The sequence below is a fragment of the Vibrio celticus genome (genome assembly GCF_024347335.1).
Taxonomy (GTDB): domain Bacteria; phylum Pseudomonadota; class Gammaproteobacteria; order Enterobacterales; family Vibrionaceae; genus Vibrio; species Vibrio celticus.
The window spans coordinates 185,571-200,997 of the sequence record NZ_AP025464.1 but is presented as its reverse complement, the minus strand read 5'-3'; the positions used below and the strand labels follow the sequence as shown (position 1 = coordinate 200,997).

Below are 15,427 nucleotides of genomic sequence, written 5' to 3'. Positions count from 1 at the left end.
AGTTCAATCATAAACAGTGTAGTGAGTCTCTACTTATCGCTCCACACTGCCATCTCGTTGCCACTTGGCTCTCTGAAATGGAAACGTCTGCCGCCGGGAAAGCTAAAGATCTCACGGTTTATCTGACCACCAGCATCAATTACATCGCGCTCGGTTTGCTCAAGATCTTGGCTATAAAAAACCATCAGCGCCGCGCCATTATCCGCATTCGACGCCAGATCCGCCAAATAGAAGCCGCCCATTAAGCCTTTGCCTTCAAAAGCAGAATACTCAGGGCCATAGTCTTCAAAGCTCCAACCAAACACTTGGCCGAAAAACGCCTTAGTTGCGGCGATGTCTTTCGCAGCAAATTCAATGTAGTTAATAGAGCCGTGTTCCATAGCGGATTCCTTCTGCTTTGTGACTCTGCCTTATGATGTTAAGGCAGGGATTGAAGATCTAATATTAGACAATCACGTCAAGTAACATCACTTTTTACGAACGACGGGGTAATCAGAACCATGCAGCTCCTGCACAAAGCCAGACCCGTCACCGCTGTGCGTGATCCATACTTTCTCTTTTGCTCGCGTCATTGCTACATAGAACAAACGACGCTCTTCCGCATAAGGGAACGCGTCTGATGATTCAGTCAATGCGCCATCAATATGCAGCTGTTTCTTCTTGGTCGGGAACTGTCCTTCGTCAACACAAAGAATAATGACAAAGTCCGCCTCTTTACCTTTACTGCCGTGGCAAGTCATGAACTTGATATCAATGGAGGTGAAGATCTTCTTCCAGTCTTCCAACAACTCTGGCTTGTGGTAATGATTACGTCCAAGTAGCAGCACCGATTTATTGGTTTTGCCTTTAGATTGGCGGTTCAATTGGTCGAGGATCTTCTCAACTTCTTTACTTGGCGCACTGTACACCGCCTTCTGCTTCTGTTGCTTGAAACTGTTCAGTTCTTTCGGAATCTGAATTGGGTTTTCTTGTACAAAGCGATTAGCCACCGCACCTAACTGATTGTTAAAACGGTAAGTGGTATCTAGGTGATGAATGGTCGAGCTTTCAAAACGATCCTTAAAGCCCGTGGTCAAATCCACATCCGCACCCGCAAACTGATATATCGACTGCCAGTCATCGCCTACTGCAAAAATAGAGGCTTGATGCTCGGCTTTAGACTGATTACAAAGTGCTTCCACCAAAGCAAGACGATCTGGCGAGATGTCTTGGTATTCATCGATCATGATGAACTTCCAAGGTGAGATAAACTTGCCCTTCTCGACATACTGAGTCGCTCGACTGATCATGATTGAGAAGTCGATATGATTCTGTTCTTTCAATTCCTTTTGCCACGCGGTCACACATGGCCAACACAGTGAAAGCTCGCTGTTGAGGCGCGTATAGTCTCGATGATCAATCAGCTGTTGCTGTACTTCTTTTTTCGTTAAACCCGACGCATTCAACTGTTCAAGCTGCTTTTCAAGCCAACCGATCAATTTGAGGTTTGAAACATGGCTACCAAGCTCATCATCTCCGGTTAAATAAGCGATTGGCCATTTAGACAAATGCTTTTGCCAACGTTTGAAGTTGGTCGGCGTCATCCAGTGCTTCTTCAACCAATCAATACACCATGCTTGGCGTTGATTATCATCGAGCGCTAAAGGAGAAATAACCACGCGTTCGGGTTCAACTTGATTCAGTATCTTTAAACCCAACTGGTGGAAAGTGCTGACCTGCACCTTCTCAGCTGATAAACCAATTTTACTGTCGAGGCGCTGCTTCATCTCTTCTGCCGCTTCACGACCAAAGGCGAGCAATAACAACTCTTCAGCTTGAGCTTGATGGCTTTGCAGTAAATACGCGACGCGAGCCGTTAGAACACTGGTTTTACCCGAGCCTGCACCCGCTAAAATAAGGTTGTGATCATCATTCATCAACACCGCATATTGCTGCGATAAGTTCAGTGGTGACGACTCACATTGCGCAAACAACACTTCCCAGTTTTTTCGCTCGGTCTCTAGCCATTGCTGATTTCTTTCAGCTTGCTTGATTTCCGTTTCAGATAACCATGGCTGCATTCTTGCGATGCGGTTTGGCATGCGTTGTGCGGCCTCTTCTAGCGTCATTGTCATACTCTCTAAACCTGAGTTGACCATATCAACCCAAGTATTGACCTTAGAATGCGGTAGAAAAGCAGGGAGTTGCTCAAGACGTGTTAATTCAGCTTCCCACTGAGGAACGTGTTCAGCCAATTGTTGACATTGAGTGTCGTGCCAATTCTGATAAGCGGCCACTGACGCGCGTGCAAATTGACGGCATTGATCCCAAGGTAAGCCTTGTACTAACCAACTGCGCTGTGTTCCATCTTGTTGATTAGCAAAAAATTGTAGCGATCCCCAAAACAATCCGCGTTTTATAGCGATCTTGCCACTCCAAATAGTAAATGGGATACGCTCTTCACTGCCTACTGAAGATAACAGCAAGCGTGGACCATCAAGTTCAACCTGATGATATTCATTTTGAATAAAAAACTGTGCAGTCTTGTTAGCGCTTAGCTGCATTGGAGTGTGCTCTTAATTGGGAATATTGAATTTATATCATGATGCAATGAGAATTAATAATATCTCATATCTTATCGACGCTTTCATGACCACCTACGGGCAATTATGGATAAGTATCAAATTCTTGTGCTTGATTTCTGTTAGGATTATGGTTTTTAGTGTGTCAAGTGAGCGACTGTGGACTTCCCAGCCAAATTACGCCTCTATTGGGCGAATAAAACCATAAATTACAGCATATTAATTCTCATCACTCTGCTCGGCGTGGTGGTGCCTACTTGGTATTATGGACAAAACACACTGATCACGCCTTTGATCTTAGGCGTTATTGCTGCGGCTCTTGCGGAAAGTGATGACAGCTTTACCGGGCGCTTGAAAGCACTCACGCTGACCTTTATCTGTTTCGCCGTTGCAGCTTTCTCTATTGAGCTTCTCTTCGATACGCCTTGGCTGTTCGCAATAGGGCTTTTTGTTTCAACCTTCTCTTTTATCATTCTCGGGGCAATTGGCCCTAAATACGCGAGTATCGCGTTTGGTTCTCTCTTGGTTGCCATCTATACCATGCTTGGTGCACACGAGAGCACTAACCTTTGGTTTCAACCGCTACTACTATTAAGTGGCGCCGCTTGGTACTACTTCATGTCGATGATTTGGCAGATAGTGTGGCCAATGCAACCCGTGCAGCAAAACCTAGCCACGGTATTCGATCAAATCGGTAATTACATCGATTCAAAAGCGGAACTCTTCTACCCCGTTTCAGACTTGATTCCCCAGCCACACCGAATCATTGAAGCCAAACTCAACGCGAGTACCGTTAGCGCACTCAACATGTGCAAAGCGACGCTGCTTAATCGCTCTAAGCGCGGACACATTGACGGCCCTAGTGACCGATTTCTTAACACCTACTTCATCGCACAAGATATTCATGAACGCGTAAGCTCTAGCCACTATCGTTATCAAGAGCTAGCAAAACACTTTGAACGCTCTGACGTGTTGTTTCGATTTAAGTATCTACTGGAAGCACAGGCAACAGCTTGTAAAGAAGTGGCGAGCTCATTGAAAGTTGGCGCTGAATACCAGCATGGTGACAAGTCTGTACTGGCACTTGATGAGCTGATGTCTTCGCTTAATCATCTGCACCAACAGAATAATCCTGAATGGAAATCACTGCTGAACCAGTTGGATTACTTATTCAATAACCTAGCAACCGTTGAAAAACAGCTCTCGAATATCAGCAACCCAGATGCAGAGAAGATCGAAGAAGGTGTATTGGACGATACCAATCCTCATACTTTGACGGCAATGTGGCACAAGATCAAAGCTAACTTGCACACCGATTCTATGCTATTCCGTCACGCGATTCGCATGGCGATCACTTTGACGCTGGGCTACGGGATTATCCAAGGCTTTGATATCGAAAGAGGTTACTGGATTCTACTGACGACACTGTTTGTGTGTCAGCCGAACTACAGTGCAACCCGTCAAAAACTGACGGCGCGTGTCATTGGCACGGTCGCAGGCTTATTGATCGGAGTACCGTTACTGACCTTCTTCCCGTCACAAGAGAGCCAATTGGTGTTCATTGTGATCAGTGGCGTAATGTTCTTTGCGTTTCGAATCAATAACTACGGTTTTGCGACCGGCTTTATCACACTGCTTGTGCTCTTCTGCTTTAACCAACTAGGAGAAGGCTACGCGGTAGTATTGCCAAGGTTAGCGGATACCTTTATTGGTTGTGCTCTCGCCGTGCTTGCTGTCATTTATGTGTTGCCTGATTGGCAATCGAAGCGACTGCACAAAGTGATGGCGGATGCGCTCGATTCCAATAAGAACTATCTCGCTCAGATCATCGGCCAATACCGTGTTGGTAAGAAAGATAGCCTTAACTATCGTATCGCTCGACGTAGTGCGCATAATAATGATGCAAACCTGACTGCCGCCATCAGTAGCATGTTGGTTGAACCGGGTAAGTACCGTACCTCTGAAGATGAGAGCTTCCGATTCCTAACACTTAATCATGCTCTACTTAGCTATATCTCGGCTCTGGGTGCTCACAGAACGCGTATTGATGATGAAGCGACACACAAACTGGTGCTAGATGCGCACAGAGTAATCCACGAGCATCTCGACGCTCTAAATGATCAACTCTATTCTCATAAAGAGCATTGTGAAGTGAAAAACGCTTATGACCCTGAGTTGGATAAACGTTTGAGTGAATGGCGAGAAGAAGATGAGAATTCTGTCAAAATGGTTCTACAACAGCTCCATTTGATCTATCGAATGCTTCCAGAACTGCATACCTTAGCGACCAAGTTTGCCGTTAAGGTTAAGATCGACAAGCCGTTTGAAACGGAAGCTTCTTGAGCAACACACAAAATACTGTAAAAACAAAAAGATAACGCCAATTGCTTATATTTTGATCATCACAAATACTTATACATTGCTTTACCTATACCCCTAATTGGGTAGGGCAATTACTTACCTACCCTTGTGCCACAAGGGTTGCAGGCATTTTTACATTGTGGGAATTTTCTGACTTTGATTGACCAAGCCTTAACTTTGCCTAACATTTCTCGGACAAAAAACGACCACAGGAATTTATAGTTGTCTTAGTTTCAAGAAACTTCAAACATCATTTAATATTCACTTAATCTTGTTTGATTTCCTGAATCAGTAGGCTATGCTCTAAAGAGCATATGGATTTGAACAAAGGTCACACTATGAATACACAGCAATTTGAAGCATTTAAGCAGCAAATACAGCTTCTTAGCCCACAACAATTAAAAGCACTTCAGGGTGAGATCGACGGCAACCTTGAAACAGAGAAGCCTTCTTTGCTTACTGACGAAGAATTAAACGCGCTAAATGACCTGTTCAGTTAATAGACAGACATCACTATTTTAGCTTAAGTTCACATTTTCACCGTAAATTCCATCTGTTCACCATTGCGCTCAAAATATCGTCCGCCTAGACTCATTTCATACGTCAATAAAAGGTTCTGATATGTCGATATCTGGTATTCAATCTGGTTACGCCATTATTCAGCAATCCACCAACATGGCTGAAGAAGCCGCAATCGAGCTCAACCAAGCCTCCAAACACGCTCTAGAATCCGACGACACTTTCGAAGCTAGCGATCTCAGCTTTAATCAAATAGAGCCTGAACAATCCATTTCCTTTAAAGACAAAGAACCTGAACCTGCTTCATCTTCAACCGATTCCTTGATTAAACTGACACAAAGCGCAAGTTATAACCGCGTTGGTGCAAGTGTGGTTGATCGTCAAAACGAAGCCATCGGTAGCCTTCTCGACATTCATATCTAAATTTCGCTCAAATAAAGCCTATATTTCGCGAAACTTCGCTGCTTTTTGCTTCAACAACCACACAAACTGTAACTCATTATATCAGGCGCTTGTTTCTGGTTTATTACTCGGTAGAATCAGCGCAAACCAATTTGCTGCACAAACTTTACTTCATACTATTTATGCCAAAACTAAATCTGCATCGCCGTGACTATGTTTCTATTTTAGGAGGCGACATCTCCGCAGACGAATTAGAAAAAAAGCTTCAGCCTCATTTTGAAAAGCCAGTAAATAAGCTGACACCTAGCCCCTACCTGACAGAAAAGAACCTCACACGTCGCTGGACAGCGCTCGATAATGCAGATTCACAGCAAGAACTGCTCGATCCTCATACACAAAGCCAGGTCCAAGCTTATGAGAAAAACATTGAGCACTTTATTGGCACAGTTAAAGTCCCTGTCGGTGTGTCTGGCCCACTGAGAGTCAATGGCCTATTTGCTACGGGCGATTACCTCGTACCACTCGCGACCACAGAAGCTGCGCTTGTCGCGTCTTACAATCGTGGTTCTAAGCTAATTACAGCTTGTGGTGGTGCAAGTGCTATGTTGCTCAATGAAGGTGTAACACGTACTCCTGGCTTTGCATTCCAAGGATTAGTTGAAGCCGGACAGTTTGTGGCTTGGGCTGTAACTCAATATGACCAGTTCAAGATCTTGGCAGAATCAACAACATCACACGGCAAGCTGACCGACATCAACATCAACATCGAAGGTAACCATGTTTACTTGGTGTTTGAATTTCTAACCGGAGACGCTTCTGGTCAGAATATGGTGACCATCGCGACCAATGCCGTGTTTGAATACATCATCGAAAATACGCCAGTTAAGCCTGACCATGCTTTCCTTGATGGCAACTTGTCAGGCGACAAAAAAGCCAATACCCAAACCTTGCGCAGCGTTCGTGGCAAAAAGGTGACGGCAGAAGTGAATATCCCTGCTGAGCTTGTCGCTAAATACCTACACACGACGCCTGAGAAGATGGTCCAGTTTGGTCAAATGACCACAGTCGGTGGCGCTTTGAGTGGTACTATCGGTATCAATGCTCATTATGCGAATGCGCTGGCGGCACTTTATATCGCTTGTGGCCAAGACGCGGCCTGTGTCGCTGAGTCAGCGATTGGTATGACGCGTATGGAACTCAACAAAGAAGGCGGTTTATACGCGAGCGTAACACTGCCTAACTTAATGGTGGGGACTGTCGGCGGTGGTACCGGCTTGCCAAGTCAAAAAGCCTGTTTAGATTTACTTGGGCTGCATGGCAACGGTAAATCACAAGCCCTAGCTGAAGTTTGTGCTGCATTGTGTTTGGCGGGTGAGCTATCGATTGTGGGCGCATTTTGCGCAGGCCACTTTTCACGAGCGCACCATAAGCTAGCTCGTAAATAACCTTTATCCAATTTGGCTTGTTCGATTTTGTCGTTCATGCAAAATCACAAGCCAATCTGAATGCGTGAGTCATAAATGGATTACTTACACTTATCTAGGGTGAGCCTTAAGCACCTCACTGCGCTGCATATTATGCTGAACACCTACAGTGTCACTCAGACCTCAGAGCAACTCTGTGTCAGCCCTTCGAGTGTAAGCAAAACCCTGTCTCAGCTGCGTGACATTCTGAATGATGAGCTTTTCTATCGAGATGGTACCAAGCTTATCCCGACTCCCTTTGCTCTGAAGATAGCGCCCACGGTTCACGCAATTCTTTCAAGCATGAACGGACTGCTTCATCAGAAGAGTTTTACCCCTCAGGAGTACCAAGGAAGTTTTTCACTTTCGATGCGTGAAAGTACCTTCGAAGTATTTGCCTCTAAGATAAGTAAAATCACCACTGAACTCGCGCCAAACGCGAAGCTCAACATCTATTCGAAACAACAGCTCGGCTTCGATGCTTTGCTCAGTGGCAAGGTCAATTTGATCTTACTGCCCCATGATATATCTCAGCCGCCCACCGATAACAAAGAGCTGGTTTGGGAAACAATTCTTCCAGATGAAATGGTTTGTTTGATGGGCGCACACCACCCTCTTTCTCAGCAAGAACTGACGGTAGAAGGCTACTTAGATTACAAACACATTGGCATTTTAGATAACGAACTGTCTCAGCCCTACTTTGAACAAAACTTGGTTCAATGCCACCAGCCAAGAGAGATGGCGATATCGGTCGCGGACTTCGGCGCTGCGGCTGTGTTGTGTCACCACACGCCTTTCCTGTTCACTTGCTCTAAACAGTGGGCTGAGCGTGCTAAGCAAGCTCAGGGCTTAGTGAGCAAGCCCTTGCCTTTTGATTACGGTAAGGTGGCATATAGCTTGGTGTGGAATAAGCCCAACATGAATGATCAAGCGATCAAGTGGTTGTGTGACCTGTTTTTAGAAGCTTAATATTTTTAGAGACTTAATATCTTTAGAAAGTTAACGTTCTTAGAAGCCTGATTGACCGCCTAAGAAATCTAAAGACTAGGTATAAACCTCAGGAGTTTGCATCGGTCTTTGAACTATGGTGTAGAGCTTATCGTGAAAGCTCTGCATCTGTTTTTCGGTGCATTTCGGCCAATCTAACGCGTCGCCAATGACACCATGATGCTGAAACGCATTCAGCCGAATTCGAACATCACTTGGTAGAGTCTTCAAGTAACGCCCCACTTGTTCAATTTCGTCCTCAAGATCGCTTTTATTTGGAATATGCAGCAACCTAGCTTCGTGCAGTTTTCCTTTATCTGCTAAGTAGTTAATGGTTTCAAACACCCTATGGTTGCCTCTGCCCACTAACCATTGATGTGTTTCCGATTGCCATGATTTTAGGTCAATCATCGCGCCATCAAGATAAGGCAACACCTTGTCCCACCCTTGAAGTGACAGCGAACCATTACTATCAATAAAACACGTGAGATGCGCTAACTGTGGATCACGTTTAATCGCTTGAAACAATTCTATGATAAACGGCAACTGCATGGTCGCTTCACCGCCAGAAACGGTAATGCCACTCAAGAAAAACTGATTATGCCTGACAAGCTCCAGAACCTCTGAGACCGTCATTGTGGTAATTTTCGGGCTCGACTTATGGTCGCAGATATCAATGCACTTATCGCAGTTGGTGCAAGCTGCTGGGTCCCACTTCACTTTGCCATCAACCATGCTTAAAGCATGGCTTGGACAGCCACTCACACAATCTCCACAATGGTTACAGTGATTGATTGTGTGTGGGTTGTGGCAGGTAATACAGTCAAAGTTGCAGCCCTGAAGAAACAGCACCAAGCGATTTCCCGGGCCGTCAACACAAGAAAAGGTCAGCACACGGCTGACCTTCGCTTGTTTTTCTGTCTTATTATTTTTAACCCTAGCCATTTGAGTTGTTAGATCAGAAATTTTCATAATTCACATTGTTCGTATTCGAAGCGCATAAGACACGTTAAAGCTATTCGTATGTCGGCGACATCTCTAAGCTCACTACGCGTGGTTTACGCTCTAATATGCCTGTATTCTTCGCGGCTTCAGCACCTAAGAAGGTAGTATTGGTGCGTGAACCTTGCTCGTCATATTTGGCAATGTCAGACAGCTTAATCATGTAACCCGTGACACGAACCAAATCGTTTGATGCCACATTAGCCGTGAACTCACGGTAACCCGCTTGAATCGCACCTTTACACAAGTTGAACATCGCTTCAGGGTTAGATTTTACTGTTTCGTCGATGGTCAAGATGTCGCTGATGCCCGAGGTGTAGAACTTATGGTGACCCGCGGTTGCACGAACGTAAGAGACTGGATCCGGTTCGGTACCATAAGGAATACGGACACCCGGCGTCACATCTTCATCTAAGCTAATACCGCCTTGAGCATGCAGCAGAGCCTTACCTTCTAATCCATACTGCACTTCAGAGCTTTCAACGATCTCAGACAGCTTTTCAGAGATACGATGACCAAGTTGATTAGCCAGTTCATCGTGACCATAACGCCCTGCTTGCCCCTCTTTCTCCATCAAGATGTTGACTGCTTCTGCCATGCCATAAATACCGAACATTGGCGCAAAGCGATCTTCTTCGATCAAACCTTCTTTGGTTAAGAAGCCTTCGAAGAAGTTAGACTCTTCATGTAAGAAGCGACTACGTGCGTTCATAAGTTCGACCATGATGCCACTGTAGTTCGGTAATACGTGTTGTAAGAAATCAGCACTGTCCTCAGACTTCAACGCCACTTGCTTAAGGTTCATACGCACCAAGGTGTTGGAACCGCCCGCTAACGGCAAAGAGTTATAGCAGCTCACAATACCAAAACGTTTGTCGCCGTAAGCCTCGGCATGCAGGGGATAGTTTGCAATATGTGGTTTACTGCATTCGCAGATGTTGCTCGCCGCATGACGAAGTAGATCATCAGGTGTCACAGCTGGGTCGTACATAAAGGTTAAGTTTGGCGCGATCTGCTTCAATTCAGCGTCTACATGTAAAATCGTACGGCAGATAATGTTGTCTTTCGGGCCGATATTCACATGCATAAACGCGTCTGGCAGTGTGCGATCCAACATGATCCAGAAAAGTTTAATTTTTTGGTATACCTGCTCTTCCGTTAAGTCACCCACGAAAGGCATCAACACATCATCCAACTGACCTAGGTAAACCGGGATTGAAGTGACAGAAGGAACATGGTGGTAAAGGATGGTAAGCATGTTCAATGCTTCATCGAAGTTGGTTGCCGCACTAAGCTCTAAATACTCTGAGCCTTGATGTAAGTATTTAGAATAATCTGGAAGTACATAGCGCGGCTTAAATGGGGCGTGTCCTTCAAACATGTCACACAGCACACCTTGTTGTAAGGCTTGCTCTACTTCTTTGTTTACCGGCATATACGGCAGGCTGGCTTCAGCTTCTAATGCAAGATAGCTCGACTTCTGTTTTGGTGACAGTTTGGCATCTGAAATGATATTGCTAAAGCGTTGTTGTTGCTCTGAAAGTGGTGAAGAAGTAGATGACGCAGATTGGTGGCTCATGATTAAACCCTTAGTGTTATTATGGGCTTATTTTATATCTCACCCTTATATTTCCACTAATGAAATGTATGCAAGACTACATTTCCAAAATGGAAATAAGTAATTTGTAAATTAGCGGTGTTGAGTTTTCTATGAGCGAGATGGGAAATAGGGAAACCAGAGTTAATAGTGAAGAAATGAGAAAGCGCTAACTCGTTCTGTTTAAAACAATAGCGCCAAAAAGAGAAAACCCACATAACTGACTTAAAGTCGTTAATGTGGGTTTAGTAGTTTAAATGAGCATTCTGAATGCTAGCTCAAGGCATACACACGATTACAGATCTGGAAGCGCTTGTTTACGTCCAACACCCATTAATACCTTTAACTCTCCTTGTGGAGTGTCAATCGAGAACGGTGTAGAGACCTCAACCACTGCAAAGCCCGCTGCGCTCAATACATTTTCTGATCGCTGTTGGCTTACACCGTAGTCTTCACTGTCACTTTCCAAGTACCAATCCCAGTGTACAAACGTGCCGTCGTTTTCAAGCAGCGTGTAAATCAGACTGACTGTGTCTTGTAGGTTCGGGATAAAACCACACACCGAAGAGGCTACCACTAGGTCAAACTGGTTTCTGAATGCTGGATGCTGCGCTGCAAGTCCGCGCGATAAAATATCAACTACCGGTTCAACGTTAGGTAACTCTTTCTTATCTAACTCTTCAATCATCCCTTCAGAGATATCAAGTGCGATGATCTCTTTTGCTAAAGGAGATATTTTCTGGCTGAGTAGTCCTGTACCACAACCAAAATCAAGGACACGGGTTCCGTTTAAATCAACGAGCTGTGTTAACTGGTCAAATACGGACTGTGCGAATACTGCGGTTGCGGGATCTTTATCCCAATCAACGGCGTATTCGTCCCATTGTTTCGCCATCATGGCCTCCATCTTTACTTCTTGTAGGTTCGGAACTTCCCCAGAGTAAACCAAATTAGTCAATTCGTCATAGAGTTATCATGCAAAGATGGACTATTTCTAAGATAGTCAGCACAATATTCAGATAATATGCACCGACACCCGCTCAATATGGAAATGAAATGAACCTTTCTCAAGTCCAAGCCTTTTGTTCCGTTGCTGATTTAGGATCAGTTTCTGAAGCTGCACGCCAGTTAGAATGCAACCGAACCAAACTCAGCATGTCGATTAAAGCCTTGGAGAAAGAGTTAGATGTCGAGCTGTTCGTCCGCAGCGGAAACCACGTTGAGCTTTCAGAAGCGGGTAAAGCGATTTACAAGGATTGCGAAGGCATGTTGGTGACAGCCGCGCGTATTAAACAAACCTGCTTGCATGTTTCGGGCGAATTCAACGCGGAGATTTGGATAGCACGAGATGACTCACTACCCGATGAAATGTGGCAGGACTTATCTCATGCCTTAAACAACAAATACCCTTCTACCTCGTTCAACTTCGTTCTCGCGTCGAGCGGTGACTTAGCTAACCTAGTTGAAACTCAGCAAGTCGACTTCGCATTTGGCGTCGATTACGAACGTGTCGATGACCCAAGAATTATCTACAATCCGCTTGGTAAAATTCGAATGATGTCTGTGTGTAAGAAAGGGCATGATTTGAGTGCGATGCGACGAGTGTCTGATGAGGTACTGAGAAATTCGATGCAAGCGACCATGGTTTATCTTAATGAAAAGGATAATCCAGAGCTTGAGCCCTTCTCGCGTCGTTACATTGGCTTTTCTAGCTTCGACTTTATGTTGGATACGATTTTGCGTGAAGATGCATGGGGCGTAATGCCAGAGCCACTGATTCGTCACTTGCTACGTGAACAAGAATTAGCGGTGATCAAACACACCTACGGCCTGACTCAAGAAGACTACTGTATGTTTACCGCAGCTGGCATGGCGGAGCACCCGGGAATGAATTGGTTAGCCGACCAGCTTAGTGACTACTTGTTTGATTTCTAGCTCGCGCTTATCGTCTATAGCAAAGGGCAAAATCACAAACAGCACTGCTCCTAAAAAACCATCACGTGATCCACTAAGTAGCGTCCGTCTTCTTCAACCAATACCATTTCAGCGACAAACTCACCTTTGGCAATGGTGTAAGCTTGTTTCCACACAAAAGCGATGGAGTCTGAACGTCTAAATAGCGCCACAGGTTCACGCTCAGCAAAAAAGCCATTACTGTGCTGATAATGGTGGCACACCTTTTCTAAATAATCTGGTGTAACAATGTCTTTCATCCTTTGAGTAAAATCTCGACAGTGCTGTTCATGGTCGACCTTGGTTGAACCATCCATCAGATTATCCATGATCGGGTTAGCAATCACCCACAACTCGTTATCACTGATATCGTCAAACTTCATATTGATTCTCTCCTTGTCCATTGCAGTCTTAGTCAAATCTAGAAGACCAATAAGACCTCAGCGACTAATGTGTTTTATTAATCATAAACGATCCTATTTCAGTTGCACATCATCCCCAAAAAACACTCAGCGTCAACTTTATTGACACCAAATTTTAAACTTAAGCCACTGAATTTAATGTATTTATACATTTTACTTAAATAGGACATATAAACGTCATCAGATAAAGTTTGTAAAGTTAGCTCAATATTAGAACAATGAAGTTATCAAAAACATCTGGAAAATATTATGTGTGACAGGAAAAGCCAAAACGAAAATCGAGTACTATTGTTCTCAGCCCTTTTAGCATCAGGCTTCGCAATTGGCGGATTGGTGTTGGGTCTTCTCGTTGGTTCTCTGGTCATAGTATTTGACGGTGTCTATTCTCTTATCAGCTTACTGTTAACTTTATTGTCACTAGCTGCTTCAAAATACATTAACCGCCCTTCAGATAGAGAGTTCCCGTTCGGTCGAGCTGTCATCGAGCCGATTGTGATTGCCATCAAAGCCGTTGTGATTCTGCTTGTGGTTGGTTATTCACTTTACTCTGCGCTTGGTGCCCTAATGACGGGTGGTCGTGAAGTTGATGCTTCTATTGCAACTCTGTTTGGGATTTTCAACGTGTTGGGTTGTGGTTACGCTTGGTGGTACATCGCGAATAAGAGCAAACGTATTTCTTCAGGTCTGATTCAGGCTGAGTCTAAACAGTGGCAGATGGATACGCTATTGAGTGTAGCGGTAACAGCGGGTTTCGTAGCAGCTTGGTTAATTACTTTTTCTCCGCTTGCAGAATACGCGGTGTATGCCGATCCAATGATGATGTTGCTAATGTCTTTCTACTTCATCAAAGTGCCTTTCGACATGTTACGTGAAGCCATGCGTGAACTGCTTATGATGTCGGCAAACAAAGATATTTGTGATGCGGTCGATAAGAACGTTGTCGCGGTAGACAAAGAAGCGGAGCAAGATTTGGAGCTGATGGGTGTGACTAAGGTTGGTCCAGAATTACGAATCAATGTTGATATTCATACCAATGACCAACAAGCAATAGCGGTCGATGATATTGAACGTACGCGCCGCCAACTTAAGCGTCGCCTATCGAAGATGCCTTATGAGCTTCAATTGAACCTCAATGTCGCGAGCTAAGTTTTCACCTAGCAAATGACGCTGGAACATCAGCGTAAATTACGACTGAGATTGAACCTTTTTGGAATCCGACGCCTTTGCCGTCGGCTTTTCTCTTGTTACCCACCAGCAAGCCAGTGAGCCAACAGTTACCATACATACGCCCTGCCAAAACGTCATGGTCAATGACAAACCCAAAATCACCGAGGAAAGTAGCGTCGCGAAGATTGGCGTAAAGTACGACATGGTTGCCAAAAACACCATATTGCCGCCAAGAATCGCCGTGTTCCAAAGTGCATAGCCTGCGCCCATACAAGCGCCTGCTAGCGCTAAATCAATCGCCGCACTGGTTGTCATCACCATGCCGGTTTCATCACTCAATGCGTATTTGATCCACAAAGTGATCGCCGTAGCGATAAAGAAAAGCACAATCGCATTCTGACCTTTAGCGACACGTTGGGTGTAGTTGCAGTAAACAGCCCAAATAATCGCACCAAAAAACGCCATAGAATAGGTTTTAGGGTTGGTCGCAATGTTGGCAGCAATTTGGTCGACAGAGAGACCTTGGTCACCGCTGATGCTCCAAGCCACACCAAAGAAGGCTAAGAAGATACTTGGGTAAACCAACCAGTTAATCTTTTTATCGCTAAGCAGCACAGCGAACAACACCGTCAATGCAGGCCAAAGGTAGTTGATAACCGCCATTTCCAAAGCTTGATGTCGGTTGTTTGCCATTCCTAAAGCCAGAGCCAAGAAGATCTCATAACAAACGAATAGAGCACCACCAATCAGCAGATACGACTTAGAGAAGCGTGACAGCTTAGGTAAACCCATAACACAGACCAACAAAATTGAGCTCACCGTATAAAGACTGGCAGCGCCACCGATTGGGCCTAGTTGTTCTGATACGCTACGAGAAAGCGCAATTAAGCAGCTCCAAAGTAAAATGGCAGCAATGCCGTAGCAGCTATGGCGATGAGATTTCAGCACGCCTCTTCCTTTTCTTTATTCTAATGGTCTAATTAAAGCGAGCTT

General features: G+C 44.8%; 14 protein-coding genes. 7 read left to right on the top strand and 7 right to left on the bottom strand.

The window, feature by feature from the left end; genetic code table 11:
• Positions 1-29 precede the first annotated feature (29 nt).
• Positions 30-380: a VOC family protein gene (locus OCV19_RS17135; protein ID WP_065677770.1), complete on the bottom strand. Its 351-nt coding sequence runs from the start codon at positions 378-380 to the stop codon at positions 30-32.
• An 87-nt stretch (positions 381-467) separates the two neighbouring features.
• Positions 468-2,543 (bottom strand): DNA helicase IV, encoded by a 2,076-nt coding sequence (gene helD / locus OCV19_RS17130; RefSeq protein WP_065677771.1) that lies wholly within the window; start codon positions 2,541-2,543, stop codon positions 468-470.
• 177 nt (positions 2,544-2,720) lie between these two features.
• Here helD and yccS point away from each other — a divergent pair, with 177 nt between their 5' ends.
• From yccS to OCV19_RS17105, 5 genes are all read left to right on the top strand, one after another.
• On the top strand, positions 2,721-4,904 hold the full coding sequence (yccS, locus tag OCV19_RS17125; RefSeq protein ID WP_065677772.1) for a YccS family putative transporter: 2,184 nt from the start codon (positions 2,721-2,723) through the stop codon (positions 4,902-4,904).
• Between the two features lie 332 nt (positions 4,905-5,236).
• Positions 5,237-5,422: a hypothetical protein gene (locus OCV19_RS17120; RefSeq protein WP_029235859.1), complete on the top strand. Its 186-nt coding sequence runs from the start codon at positions 5,237-5,239 to the stop codon at positions 5,420-5,422.
• A gap of 121 nt (positions 5,423-5,543) precedes the next feature.
• Entirely contained in the window at positions 5,544-5,864 is a 321-nt protein-coding gene (locus OCV19_RS17115) for a hypothetical protein (RefSeq protein WP_065677773.1), read from the top strand.
• Positions 5,865-6,025: 161 nt separating this feature from the next.
• Positions 6,026-7,288, top strand: a complete 1,263-nt coding sequence (locus tag OCV19_RS17110) for a hydroxymethylglutaryl-CoA reductase (protein WP_065677834.1) — start codon at positions 6,026-6,028, stop codon at positions 7,286-7,288.
• A gap of 75 nt (positions 7,289-7,363) precedes the next feature.
• A complete protein-coding gene (locus OCV19_RS17105; RefSeq protein ID WP_065677774.1) occupies positions 7,364-8,275 on the top strand; it encodes a LysR family transcriptional regulator in 912 nt (303 codons plus the stop codon).
• A gap of 75 nt (positions 8,276-8,350) precedes the next feature.
• Here OCV19_RS17105 and OCV19_RS17100 read toward each other — a convergent pair whose 3' ends face one another.
• The 3 genes from OCV19_RS17100 to OCV19_RS17090 all read right to left on the bottom strand — a co-directional run bounded on the left by OCV19_RS17100 (position 8,351) and on the right by OCV19_RS17090 (position 11,787).
• The gene (locus tag OCV19_RS17100) at positions 8,351-9,265 is read right to left on the bottom strand and encodes a YjjW family glycine radical enzyme activase (RefSeq protein WP_065677775.1); all 915 of its coding nucleotides are present in this window, start codon (positions 9,263-9,265) and stop codon (positions 8,351-8,353) included.
• Positions 9,266-9,308: 43 nt separating this feature from the next.
• Positions 9,309-10,874: a YjjI family glycine radical enzyme gene (locus tag OCV19_RS17095; protein WP_065677776.1), complete on the bottom strand. Its 1,566-nt coding sequence runs from the start codon at positions 10,872-10,874 to the stop codon at positions 9,309-9,311.
• A 313-nt stretch (positions 10,875-11,187) separates the two neighbouring features.
• Complete coding sequence (locus OCV19_RS17090; RefSeq protein ID WP_017064785.1) at positions 11,188-11,787, bottom strand: class I SAM-dependent DNA methyltransferase; 600 nt, start codon at positions 11,785-11,787, stop codon at positions 11,188-11,190.
• Positions 11,788-11,948: 161 nt separating this feature from the next.
• Here OCV19_RS17090 and OCV19_RS17085 point away from each other — a divergent pair, with 161 nt between their 5' ends.
• On the top strand, positions 11,949-12,827 hold the full coding sequence (locus tag OCV19_RS17085) for a LysR family transcriptional regulator (RefSeq protein ID WP_065677777.1): 879 nt from the start codon (positions 11,949-11,951) through the stop codon (positions 12,825-12,827).
• A 50-nt stretch (positions 12,828-12,877) separates the two neighbouring features.
• Here OCV19_RS17085 and OCV19_RS17080 read toward each other — a convergent pair whose 3' ends face one another.
• Entirely contained in the window at positions 12,878-13,228 is a 351-nt protein-coding gene (locus OCV19_RS17080) for a hypothetical protein (protein WP_065677778.1), read from the bottom strand.
• Between the two features lie 288 nt (positions 13,229-13,516).
• Between OCV19_RS17080 and OCV19_RS17075 the strand changes: the two genes are divergently transcribed.
• Positions 13,517-14,413 carry a cation diffusion facilitator family transporter gene (locus OCV19_RS17075; RefSeq protein WP_065677779.1) on the top strand — a complete coding sequence of 299 codons (897 nt, stop codon included), beginning with the start codon at positions 13,517-13,519 and terminating at the stop codon, positions 14,411-14,413.
• A 39-nt stretch (positions 14,414-14,452) separates the two neighbouring features.
• Here the strand turns inward: OCV19_RS17075 and yddG are convergent, their stop codons facing one another.
• The gene (gene yddG, locus OCV19_RS17070; RefSeq protein ID WP_065677780.1) at positions 14,453-15,382 is read right to left on the bottom strand and encodes an aromatic amino acid DMT transporter YddG; all 930 of its coding nucleotides are present in this window, start codon (positions 15,380-15,382) and stop codon (positions 14,453-14,455) included.
• Positions 15,383-15,427: the final 45 nt, after the last annotated feature.